Genomic DNA, 11,162 nt, shown 5'->3' with positions numbered 1-11,162 from the left:
TAATCTATGAAATTTTCAAAGAACTTGCTCAGATGCTAAACATAGCATCTGACATTGAGTAGGTTTGCTGTGGCAAACCACTTAATCGTCAGTATAAACAGTCGCCTCCACGGAAATGTTAGGACCCTGATGAGATTGGCAAGATTCATTCATTAGGGTGTGTTCATTTTCTGTAACTTTGCCCGCTAATTAAGCGACACCCAATACCATTCCCAAAAAACAGGCCGTGGAAAAAGCGATGGAAGATAATACTTCAGACGAATATTTTGAGCATAAGGTGATCAAAGCGGACCCCAAGCAGTCCATGATCCGGATTGATAAGTTCCTGAACGACAAGCTACAGCATGTGTCTCGTAGCCGCGTGCAGGATGCCATAAAACTGGGTTCGATCACCGTAAGTGGGAAGCAGGTGAAGCCCAACTACAAGATCAAGCCGGGGGATGAGATTGAAGTCGTTGTCCCTCAGCACTATGCGGAGAAGGCCAACTTTGTCAAGCCGCAAAATATCCCCTTGGATATCCGCTACGAAGACGATGACCTGCTGATCGTGCACAAGCCTGCCGGTATGGTCGTGCACCCCGGAGTAGGCAATCCGGACGGGACGCTGGTGAATGCCCTCGCTTACCACTTCAACTTTGAGGAGCTGCCTGTACTGGAGGGCAATTCCCATCAGCAGGTGGGATTAGTGCACCGCATCGATAAAGACACCTCCGGGCTTTTGGTGGTAGCGAAAACGGATTATGCAATGACACACCTGGCGCGGCAATTTTTCGAGCATACCATCGACCGTCGCTACGTAGCTATGGTTTGGGGCGGTTTTGAAGAAGAACAAGGCACCATCCGTGGGAATGTCGGCCGTCATCCCCGCTTCCGGCAAAAGCATACCGTCTTTCCGGAAGGGGAGGCTGGAAAATGGGCGGTGACCCACTACCGCGTGCTGGAAGACCTGTACTATGTTTCTTTAGTGGAATGTAAGCTGGAAACCGGGCGGACGCACCAAATCCGGGTGCATATGAAGCACATTGGGCACCCACTTTTCAATGACATGAAATACGGTGGCGACCAAATCGTGAAAGGCACGGTTTTCAGCAAATACAAATCGTTTGTGGAGAACACCTTTCAGGTATTGCCCCGTCAGGCGCTGCATGCCAAAAGCCTGGGATTTACCCACCCGGCAACTAAGGAACGGATGTATTTTGAAAGTGAGCTGCCGGAGGAGTTTGAGCAAGCGCTGGAACGCTGGCGCACCTATCTGCGGGACCGTCAGGCCAAGAAACAGTTGTAATGAGCGCGCAAGACTACATAGCACATACCCGGCGCTGGTTGGAGCAGATTGTCATTGGGCTTAATTTCTGTCCGTTTGCAGCAAAACCCTACAGGCTCGGGCAAATCCGCATCGAGGTCTCTGAAGCAACTACTACGGATGCCCTTTCGGCAGATCTTATTGCTGAGGGGGAATATCTTATCCGCCACCCGTGGAAGGAGGTGGAAACCACGCTTCTGATACACCCGCACGTATTGAGCAACTTTTTTGACTACAATGACTATCTCCGCGAGGTCGAAGCGCTTATTGTTGATGAGGAATGGGAAGGGGTGCTTCAGGTGGCTTCCTTCCACCCGGCCTATCAGTTTGGAGGGGAGGCACCAGATGCCGTATCCAACTACACGAACCGTTCGCCTTATCCAATGCTGCACCTGATCCGGGAAGAACGTTTGGAGGCAGCACTGGAGCATTACGAAGCCCCGGAAGATATCCCCAACCGGAATATCGCCCGGCTGGAGGCGATGGGGCGTACCGGCATTTTAGATCTATTGCATCAGATCAAACCAAAAACTAATACATGACATTATCCGAGCGTATAGAAGTATTGGGGCAACTCGGCGATCACCTCCTGGGCAAAGACGAGTACCTGGAAGCGGTCATGAAACGTACCGCTTTTCACAATGGCTGGTTTACTGAAGACAGTCAGCAGGAAGCGATTCGGGAATTAGCGGTACAGATGCTCAACCGGGACCGATTGCGGGAATGGCTATCGCGCTACCAGCTAGCCGAAAGCAGTCCTAAGAAAGTGGGGATAGTCATGGCTGGTAATATTCCGTTGGTTGGCTTCCATGACTGGCTTTGTGTATTCGTCTCCGGTCATCAGGCGCAGGTGAAGTTATCTGAAAAAGACCCTTTCCTTTTTCCGTATCTGATGAAAATACTGGAGCGCCTGGATGAGCGTACCCTGGCTTATACAGAGGTAACCGAGCGCCTGCATGGGTTTGAGGCCGTCATTGCTACCGGCAGCAACAACTCGGCCCGCTATTTCGAGGCGTACTTCTCAAAGTATCCCAACATCATCCGCAAAAACCGGAACGGCGTAGCGGTGCTCACCGGAGACGAGACGCTTGAGGAATTGCAGGCATTAGGAAAAGACATATTCCGGTACTACGGACTAGGCTGCCGCAATGTGGCTAAGCTGTACGTACCAGAGGGGTATGATTTTGACCCTTTGCTGAAAGCCCTGCACGAATACCGGGAAGTGGTGCTCAATACGAAGTACAAAAACAATTTCGATTACAACTATGCTCTTTTTGTACTAAATAAGATAGAATTTAAAGCCAATGGTTGCATTCTGCTGGTGGAAGCCCCGGCATTGCAATCCCGCATAGCCTGTCTGCATTACGAGTTCTACAGCTCGTTGGAGGAAGTAACTAAAGAGATACAGGCGCGAGAAAGCGAGGTACAATGCACCGTTGCCAAAAGCGGAGCACTGCCGATACCCGCATTCAGTTTTGGTAAGGCACAGGAACCAGCACTCTGGGATTATCCGGATGGAGCGGACACTTTAGCTTTCCTTGCCAGACTGTGAGTAAAAAATGCCCAAATACTGAAAATTAAGGCGTAAATACCTTAATTTGTCAATTGAATTTGCAAACTAGATATTTAACTATACTTTTATTGGCATTGCGGGTGTGAAGCAACCGGCCTTCAGTTCACTGAATAGCCCATTGCAAATAGAAAAACCGCAAAATAATAAGCGTTCCACACCTGTCCCGAATGCAGAAAGCTACATTACCTCACGATATGAGTAGTTTTGATAAGATCTTTTTGGTAGATGACGACAAGATCTTTCTACTGACCGCAAAATTCAGTCTGAAACGGGTGTTTCCAGAGGCTGACATACAGTCTTTCAGCAATGCTGAGGAAGCCATCAACCGTTTGATAGAGGAAAAGCCGGACCTGCTCCTGCTCGATTTGAATATGCCGGTCATGGATGGCTGGACTTTTCTGGAGCAGCTGGAGGAGAAAGGATCAGCGGTGACCTTCCCGATTTACATTGTTTCCTCATCCATTGATCCGTCTGATATTAACCGGGCTAACGAGCATAGCCATGTGATGGGCTTCATTGAGAAGCCGTTGGATGAGCAGAAGGTGAAGGCTTTGATTGGGGGGTAGAAAAAGCTACTTTCACGCTGGATTTGGAATAAAAAAAAGCGCAACACTGCTGATGAGCAGTGTTGCGCTTTTCAGTTTTCAACCTTCACAGGCTTACTTGAAGATAATCTTCTGCACCAGGCTGCCCTTGTCTTCAAATCGAAGGCGGGCAAAGTACATACCGGATGGCAGGTCTTCGCGCGGAACTACGATGTTATTTTCAAACAAGTTGAACTGTGTTTGCACCAGTCGGCCGCTGATGTCATACAGCAGCAGGTCTTTTACCGGGTATGCCGCATTGGTTTGCAGGCGTACTTCCTCGATAGCCGGGTTAGGCGCAAGAATCAGTCCTACTTCCTTGGCATCCAGCAAGGCTTCCTGAGTGCCCACTGGCGAACAAGGCAGGAATAATGCTGCACAAGCGCGTGGGGCGTAGTAGGCCATGATGGTATCGATATAAGTACGTGCCTTCTCTGGAGACATATCCATATTGGTCATAATACCATTGTCATGGTTTTCATTCGTCGCAGGATCCCACCATTCCCATGGGCCACTGTCTAATGGGTTAGAACCAATTAGTGGGTAAAGCCCTTCCAGACCGTCGTTTCGGCTATTGGCAACCATAGTGATTTCATCTTGAAAATCCGCTGTAATGAAAATATCGTTCAGACCCAGATCATGTGCTTTAGACTGCACTGTGTAAGCCCCCTGAACTTCAACGACCTGCTCGTTTGTAGTAGGAACAATAAGAATGCCTTCCTCATAGGGTGCAAACGGGTCTGTAGGGACTTGGAATGAAATAAATGGAGGATCACTTGCATCGAGCCATGAGGTATCTCCCATTGCACCACCCATATTGACAGCGAGGTCAATATCAGAGTCATAGCCTACGTGATTGGGTACACAAAGCGTATCTCCATTAAGCGGGTTTATGCCAAAGGTAGTCGCATCCGGGTCACCATGAATAGGCAAAAGGACCATCGGATCTGGCTGTCCATCACCCGTAATATCTTGACCAATAAACTTAGGCAGAACAATATCAAGGTACTGGTCGATTGTAGCAGTCGCAAAAGAAATATATCCACCTGTACCTTGTCCCCATGCTACAATACGAGTGGTGTCTACGCCCCATGGATTGCCCTCTTCAGCTACCGTCTTTTTGAAGTAACGTACAGCAGTACGGGAATCCTGAACACCACGGTAAGCAGCATTGATTAGAGTATTGGTACGCTCTTCCTGTGTTGCAGCAAGTGGGTTCCAACCTTTACGATAATCCACTACGCCGCACACATAGCCCATTCGTGCCAGACGGCTGGCAATTTCAACTACTGTGCTATCTTTCATAGTGCCTCCGGTACTGCCATTTGCCGGGTGTGGAAGGAAGTTTCCGGTATGGAAGTAAAGTACAATTGGTCTATTGGTCTCCATATCTTCCTCAGGCGGAGTGTAGATATCAATAGCCAGAGGGCGGAGGGTTACTTCACCTGTTAGGGGAACCGTAAGGACGGTGACGTTTGTACCGTAAAACTGAGTCTCGACTTCGTAATTGTCGAAGATCATGTCCAGGTATCTTTCCTGTGCCTGAAGCTGTAACGTAGCTGCGGCAAGCAGGAGCATTAGAATCATGTTAATTTTCTTCATAGGAAGACATTTTGGTTATTGCTGTTAAAACGGTTAGTTGCTATTTCTTTTTCCATTCGTAAAGCAGGCTAAAGTAAGCCAGGCGACCTACGCGAGGACCACCATAGGTTTGGAATACCAGGTTGTTAAGGACATTGGATGCACCCAACTTGAAGGTTGTATTGATTGACCGGGCGTGGTAATTGATTTGTGCATCAAGCAAATCATAGCTTGGAATAAAGCCGGTAAATTGGGGAGAGCCTTCGAAGATGAAGCCTTCTATCCATTTGTAATTGATATTGAAGCCCCAGTTTTTCAGCGTCAGCCCCCCAAGATCCATTACAATATTCCGACCGGAGAAACCGATATTGAATTTATGCTCCGGAGTATTGAATGCCGGAATGATGGGGTCGTCAATATCAGAGTTGAGCCGGTTCCAGCTGTAGTTTCCGGAAAGCTGATAGTAATCCCCAAAGTAATAGTTCAGCCCAATAGAAAAACCCTGTGTAGTTACATTATTTCTTGAGTTGGCAGCATACCGGTAAGCCTGTAAGTCGGTTGGGAATCCTGTAGCTTCATCGAAAGTAGCCTCTACACCAATGTTAAAGCCAAGGAAACTAGTGTATACACTATAGTAGTACCCCGCATCTACATAGAGCTTATTGAAAAGCGTTGTTCGGTATCCCAATTCAAAGGTGCGTACCTGCTCCGGGCGGACAGGATCAATATCAATGTATTCCAATTGGTTGAGGTCAAGTGAATCCCGGTAGCGGTCAAAAGACTCGATCGTGATCAGACTGTCTACACCATTTAAGTTGCCGGCAAGGATAGCACGACCGACATTAAGGTTTAGAAACTGATCCGCTAAAGTAGGGTTACGCAATGCGGATGAAAACGAGGCACGCAGATAATTATTGGGTTTGGGTTTCCAAACCATGGATAGCGCCGGAGATACGACAGCGTCGAAGTTCTCGTTTTTATCCATTCGTAAGGTGCCGCTGAGCGTGAGGCGCTCGTCAAAGTATTTTTGGCTAACACCAGCATACAGGCCGAATTCGCTGTTCGTGATGGTTACATCCGCAGTGTCATAAAAAATGGTACCATCTGAGTCGGGGGTATAAAGTCGATAATTACCTCCAACAACAATTTCGTCTACGAATTCAGGCGTAAATCGGTATTCTCCGTGCACATGATACAGGGCAGAACGGTCAAAAAATCGGGTGCCGTTTTCTTCTTCATTGTTTTTACCGGAAGTAATTTCATCAAAGGCTTGCTGAAACTCCGGGGTGCCAGGCCGTAGAAAATCCTGTGAGGGTTCCGTACTGATTGGGTTCTCCAAATTGGCAATTTGTTCTGCAAAGCTATGCCAGGCTGTTAACGAGTCCTGGAATTCCATAATCCACTGGTTAGCGGCTTCGTTGTCAAACATCGTGGAAATTGACCCATCAGGGTTGATTACGATTTCCAGCTCCGGATAACCCAGTTGCCGGGCCCGGTTTTCAAAGTTGATTCCAAGCTCGTTTCGGCCTCTCCAAGCACCAACATAATCAGCACTCCACTGCTGGTTCGTCTTTGCCCTTTCCTGTAAACGCAATGCTGTGAAGTAAGGGTCGTAGGAGTTGCCGGCATCCTCATGAGTGGCATACGCCCGGATGAAGAATTTGTTTTGTTTACGAAACTCCAGCCTGTTCTGGAAAAACAGAATATCCCGCAGGCTGAACCGGTTATCGCCCTGGTACACCGTAGTGCCCGTACTGAAGCTGCTTGCGTATATAAGTTCCGGAGATTCTATTCCTTTGGAGGGGTTTGTGCGCAGGTGAAAGGCCACATTGGCTTTGATGTTTTCAGTATCGTAGTCTACGAGGTCTACCTCCCGGTAACCTGTGCGGTACCAGGTGCCAAGACCTACAAAGTTCCATGGCAGTGCTCCGGATAGGTTGTTCCCGGCAAAAAACTCATCACCGTAAATATTCACCGCATCGAACCGCCCCGGGTTACTGGCATCGACGATGGAGTTGTCAACGGGTGAGAAGTTGTCTGCTTCCCAGTCGTCTGCGCGCAAATAAGAAAAGTTGATTTTATACCCAAACACATCCTGTCCGTCCTTATTTTTTACTGCATCCGCCCAGCGGAAGGCGGATTCCACCAGGTTACGCTCACCTGCTTTGACCATAGCCGAAAGTCCCTTATGGTAAAAAGGTCCCTTGGTAGTCATGCTGATGACCCCATTAAAAGCACCTGGGCCGTAAAAAGCGGAGCTAGCGCCTTGCACCAAGTCAACCTTAAGCACATCAAGCTCAGAAGCTCCAAGAAAATTACCAAGAGAAAAGTTAAGCCCTGGCGATTGGTTGTCCACTCCATCGATGAGCTGTAAAGAACGCACCGGGCTCGTACTGTTGAAGCCCCGGGTGTTAATGACTTTAAAGCCAAGGCTGGCAGCGGTCAGGTCCACTCCTTTGAGGTTGCCCAGGCCTTCGTAGAAACTTGTGGCTGCCGTTTCCTTAATCGCCAGCACATCCATAGACTCCACCGTTAGCGGAGAGGATTTCTGTTTATCTGAAATACGCTGACCTCTAACTTCTACCACGTCAGTGGTGATTACGGACTCGCCCAGGAAGATGTCCAGCTCCTCATCAGAAGCCACGTCCACAATTTTAGGCTCGTACCCGACATAGGATACACTAAGCTTTACCGGTAGGCTACTTTGGGTTTTCAGCGCAAAGGCACCGTCAAAATCGGTCACAGTACCTTCGGTGGTGCCATCTATTACGACACTTGCTCCTATTAAAGGCTCTTTTGTGTTCTCGTCAAACACTTTTCCACTCAGGGTGACCTGCGCATGGGAAGCATTGAAAAACAGCAAACTAAGAACAAAATTTAGAAACCAACCTATGCGTGCAAATTTCATGTCATCCACCTGTCTGGTTCAGAAAAATTATTTGGATTTCGGCTGCCAAAATAGGGAATTTTAAATACAATTAACCCAGCCTTAACACAATAAATTTAGGGTATGGCAAATAATGACATTTCTGTTTTGGGTAAGAAGTTGATTATCAACCAGCATCGGCAAAAATGATTTTAGCGAATTTTCGCTAAGCGTTAGATCATATCCGCGCCGATTGACAATGCAACCCCAAGGATGATCACGCCCAGCTTCCGCCAGGACACCCGGTGCTGATGGGTGTCATCGGCTTCAAACAGTATGGTGGTACTAATATGAAGGAAAGAGCCGATTACAAAACCCAGCAGATTGGCGATTTGTGCGCCCGAAAAACCAAAGAAACCAGCCGTAAGAGCTCCAAGGGGGGACATCAGCGCGAAAATGACCAGGCACGTCCAGGTAACCTTTCTGCTAAAGCCGGAGCGGATAAGCAGGGCTACTAGCGCAAAGGCGGCCGGGAGCTTGTGCAGAATAATACCGATGAGCAATTGCTGCCCGCCTTCCTCATGCTGATGGTGGTGGGCGTGGAAGTCTTCAAAATAACCCAGTGGCATACCTTCCAGCAGGGCGTGGAGGGAGAGCCCGATCATAACCTGTATCGCAAAACTGCCGGGCTCGTGCTGATGGGCGTGCACATGCCCGTGTTCTATACCCCGGCTGAATTGCTCGAGAATAAGCTGGGTAAAAAAACCGCCCAATACCCAGAAGCCAGCATTGTGCCCGCCCTGCTCGAACACACCGGGCATCAGGTGCAGCACTGTTATCCCCATGATGTAGGCACCGCTGAAGGACAAGGTGAGCTTAAGCCATTGATCATTAAAAGTGCTGTACCGGAAGCTTAGCCAGCCTCCCGCAATAACGGTCAAGAATAAGGCGATGTATTCCGGAAGGCTCATATAGTCGCATTTTGAAGGTTTAGTGCAGGGCGGGCATTGAAGGCTTTGCTGAGCCCCCAGCCAATAAGGCTTCCGATGCACCCGCCAACGAGGACATCAAGTGGATAGTGCACTCCTACGTAGACCTGCCCGTAGGCTATGCTTATCGCCCAAATAATCAATGGCCACCTTAGCCATTTGTAAGTGGCCCCCAGCGTCAGGACAATAAACCAGGCTATAGCCAGATGGTTGGTGGCGTGTGAGGAAGTGAAGCTGTACCCACCGCCGCAGCCGCCCCGTTGTTCTACCTCAAAGGGCAGCTCCGTATTATTGCAGGGGCGGAGGCGCTCAAAGGTGGGTTTCATCACCTTGCTGCTTACCGTATCGGCTACGCCAACTGTTAGGACCACGCCCAGAATAAAGTATAAACCCCTCAGGCGAAAGCGATAGACGGCAAATCCAGCCAAGATCATATACAGTGGGATCCAGGTTTTCTTGTCTCGCCACCAGGGCATGATTTCATCCAGCAAAGGGTGGGTCCATACGCCATTGATCAGGTGGAAGAGGGATTCATCCCAATAAAGCAGGTTGGACAGCAGTGATTCCATAGCTTAGAGGGTGGTTTGGTTGGCAACTAAAATCAGCCTGGGGCTTTCCATCCAATTGTAGGGCTGTAGTTGGTAGTCACCGTAAGTACGCAGGATGTTGAGCCCTGCCAGTTCAAAGAGCCGCTCAAAATCGCTCAGCTCAAACAGGCGTACGCGCTCCTCAAAGAAATAGTGCTTGTGCCCATCGGCAAACCGTATGGTCTTGACTACATGCTGGTCTTCCTGCTTCTTGCGGAGATCGAACACGATGCCGTTGATTTCCCGGTGTTCGGGCCCGGTCAGGCGCTGCCGGACGTAGTGGGCATTAAAAAAATCGAGTACGAAGGTGCCATCCGGCTTTAAACTGTGCGCCACATTTTTCAGGGTCTGCAGGTCTTCTGTTTCTTCCTCAAAGTAGCCAAAGCTGGTGAAAAAGTTGAAAACGTAATCAAAAGCAGCTTCCCGGAAGGGTTCCCGCATGTCATGGGTGAAAAAGTGGAGGCGCTCGTGCTCAAACTGACGGGCGAACTCAATGCTTTGAGCAGAGAGGTCAAGACCTGTTACATCGTACCCCTTGCTGGCCAAGTGACGGGAGTAGCGGCCTTTGCCGCAGGCCAGGTCGAGCATACAGCTGCCTGTAGGCGGATCGAGGGTGTTCAAAAGGTGATCTATGAAGCCTTCTGCTTCAGATTCATCCCGGTCTTTGTATAAGATGTGATAATAAGGGGAATCAAACCACTCAGCGAACCATTCTTCCTTGACCATTTTGCCTGATTAAGTTAACGGGCGCAAAGATAGCCTTCCTGAAGGGTTTTGCAACGAAGTTGCAGTATTAATTACCCGGACTCAAAATACCCAAATAAGGCCCAGGTTATTGCCCTGTACCCCAAAACCAGCCTGTACTTTTACTCTGTTTTGAAATTTGCGGTGCAATTCAGGTATCAGAATCCCCATTCCAGCGCCAATCAAACCGCCGGCAATGGCATCAGTCGGGAAATGCTTTAGCGCACGCACCCGAAGCCAGGCAACGGTGGCCGTAGGAAGGGTGGCGGCTCCGAATAACAGCCAACGCCGATTGCCCCATTCCGGATGATAGTCATGCAGAACCTTAGCCAAAAAGAAGCCGCCCATCGCAGTAGTGGCTACGTGCCCTGAATAGAAGGAATTTCGCATGTTGCCCGATTGTCGCTCACTGACCGGAACTTCTTCGTAAAAGGCCAGTGGGCGGTACCGGTCGATAAAGGTGGGGCCGAGTGGGCTGTAGGTGTACAGATTTGAAGTTAAAGCAATGGTTTCGAAGTACATTAGCGCGACATCCCGGTAGTCTTTTCTTACTTTTCTGTCCAAAAATAAGAGGAAGGGCATACTCGCTGTGCCATACATAAAGAAGTCAGAGACCTGGTGGGCGTTTTCCCGTTTTGCTGGGTCTTGAGTCAGCCCAGACTGGTTAAATCGGTTAACCCCGGTGCGAAGGAGCCGCTCAAGTTCGAGTTCGGTCAATCGCTCTTTATCTTTTACTTTGGGCAGCCCGATGATATTGGTATAAGTGCCCACCAGCCCTACGCCGCCGCTTACCCAGGGGTTGACGTTATAGATCTCCAGGGTGTCGTTGGAAGGTTGTGCCAGTAAAGCAGTAGCCGGGAAAACCAGCCCAAAGAATAGAAACCAGAATAGCCGCATGTGGTTGGTGAGCGTTTTCTTACCAAGATGTCTTCAAA

At 49.1% G+C, this 11,162-nt stretch carries 10 protein-coding genes; 4 read left to right on the top strand and 6 right to left on the bottom strand.

Features of this window, described 5'->3' with window-relative positions:
• Positions 1-238 precede the first annotated feature (238 nt).
• The 4 genes from MRY86_RS07190 (at position 239) to MRY86_RS07175 (ending at position 3,442) form a co-directional block, all read left to right on the top strand.
• On the top strand, positions 239-1,285 hold the full coding sequence (locus tag MRY86_RS07190; protein WP_363325455.1) for an RluA family pseudouridine synthase: 1,047 nt from the start codon (positions 239-241) through the stop codon (positions 1,283-1,285).
• Positions 1,285-1,845 (top strand): DUF1415 domain-containing protein, encoded by a 561-nt coding sequence (locus MRY86_RS07185; RefSeq protein ID WP_293569579.1) that lies wholly within the window; start codon positions 1,285-1,287, stop codon positions 1,843-1,845. Before MRY86_RS07190 ends, MRY86_RS07185 begins: the two co-directional genes overlap by 1 nt.
• Positions 1,842-2,855, top strand: coding sequence for an acyl-CoA reductase (locus MRY86_RS07180; RefSeq protein WP_293569581.1), 1,014 nt, complete (start codon positions 1,842-1,844; stop codon positions 2,853-2,855). Before MRY86_RS07185 ends, MRY86_RS07180 begins: the two co-directional genes overlap by 4 nt.
• Positions 2,856-3,043: 188 nt before the next feature.
• A complete protein-coding gene (locus tag MRY86_RS07175; protein WP_293571155.1) occupies positions 3,044-3,442 on the top strand; it encodes a response regulator in 399 nt (132 codons plus the stop codon).
• A 93-nt stretch (positions 3,443-3,535) separates the two neighbouring features.
• Here MRY86_RS07175 and MRY86_RS07170 read toward each other — a convergent pair whose 3' ends face one another.
• The 6 genes from MRY86_RS07170 to MRY86_RS07145 form a co-directional block, all read right to left on the bottom strand.
• Positions 3,536-5,062 carry a T9SS type A sorting domain-containing protein gene (locus tag MRY86_RS07170; protein ID WP_293571154.1) on the bottom strand — a complete coding sequence of 509 codons (1,527 nt, stop codon included), beginning with the start codon at positions 5,060-5,062 and terminating at the stop codon, positions 3,536-3,538.
• Positions 5,063-5,102: 40 nt separating this feature from the next.
• Positions 5,103-7,949 carry a TonB-dependent receptor gene (locus tag MRY86_RS07165; RefSeq protein WP_293571152.1) on the bottom strand — a complete coding sequence of 949 codons (2,847 nt, stop codon included), beginning with the start codon at positions 7,947-7,949 and terminating at the stop codon, positions 5,103-5,105.
• Between the two features lie 191 nt (positions 7,950-8,140).
• The gene (locus tag MRY86_RS07160) at positions 8,141-8,878 is read right to left on the bottom strand and encodes a ZIP family metal transporter (RefSeq protein ID WP_293571150.1); all 738 of its coding nucleotides are present in this window, start codon (positions 8,876-8,878) and stop codon (positions 8,141-8,143) included.
• Positions 8,875-9,465, bottom strand: a complete 591-nt coding sequence (locus MRY86_RS07155) for a phosphatase PAP2 family protein (protein WP_293563672.1) — start codon at positions 9,463-9,465, stop codon at positions 8,875-8,877. The genes MRY86_RS07160 and MRY86_RS07155 overlap by 4 nt, the downstream gene beginning before the upstream one ends.
• Before the next feature lie 3 nt (positions 9,466-9,468).
• Complete coding sequence (locus MRY86_RS07150) at positions 9,469-10,209, bottom strand: class I SAM-dependent methyltransferase (RefSeq protein WP_293563674.1); 741 nt, start codon at positions 10,207-10,209, stop codon at positions 9,469-9,471.
• An 81-nt stretch (positions 10,210-10,290) separates the two neighbouring features.
• A complete protein-coding gene (locus tag MRY86_RS07145) occupies positions 10,291-11,124 on the bottom strand; it encodes a phosphatase PAP2 family protein (protein ID WP_293563676.1) in 834 nt (277 codons plus the stop codon).
• Between the last annotated feature and the right edge of the window lie 38 nt (positions 11,125-11,162).

Origin of the sequence: Phaeodactylibacter sp. (genome assembly GCF_022763345.1) — a bacterium.
GTDB lineage: Bacteria > Bacteroidota > Bacteroidia > Chitinophagales > Saprospiraceae > Phaeodactylibacter.
The sequence above is the reverse complement of the archived record's forward strand: the minus strand, read 5'-3'. Positions and strand labels throughout refer to the sequence as shown.

Coding starts and splice junctions, on each gene's coding strand:
- MRY86_RS07190 (WP_363325455.1), top strand. CDS start 239: ATGGAAGATAATACTTCAGACGAATATTTTGAGCATAAGGTGATCAAA.
- MRY86_RS07185 (WP_293569579.1), top strand. CDS start 1,285: ATGAGCGCGCAAGACTACATAGCACATACCCGGCGCTGGTTGGAGCAG.
- MRY86_RS07180 (WP_293569581.1), top strand. CDS start 1,842: ATGACATTATCCGAGCGTATAGAAGTATTGGGGCAACTCGGCGATCAC.
- MRY86_RS07175 (WP_293571155.1), top strand. CDS start 3,044: ATGCAGAAAGCTACATTACCTCACGATATGAGTAGTTTTGATAAGATC.
- MRY86_RS07170 (WP_293571154.1), bottom strand. CDS start 5,062: ATGAAGAAAATTAACATGATTCTAATGCTCCTGCTTGCCGCAGCTACG.
- MRY86_RS07165 (WP_293571152.1), bottom strand. CDS start 7,949: ATGAAATTTGCACGCATAGGTTGGTTTCTAAATTTTGTTCTTAGTTTG.
- MRY86_RS07160 (WP_293571150.1), bottom strand. CDS start 8,878: ATGAGCCTTCCGGAATACATCGCCTTATTCTTGACCGTTATTGCGGGA.
- MRY86_RS07155 (WP_293563672.1), bottom strand. CDS start 9,465: ATGGAATCACTGCTGTCCAACCTGCTTTATTGGGATGAATCCCTCTTC.
- MRY86_RS07150 (WP_293563674.1), bottom strand. CDS start 10,209: ATGGTCAAGGAAGAATGGTTCGCTGAGTGGTTTGATTCCCCTTATTAT.
- MRY86_RS07145 (WP_293563676.1), bottom strand. CDS start 11,124: ATGCGGCTATTCTGGTTTCTATTCTTTGGGCTGGTTTTCCCGGCTACT.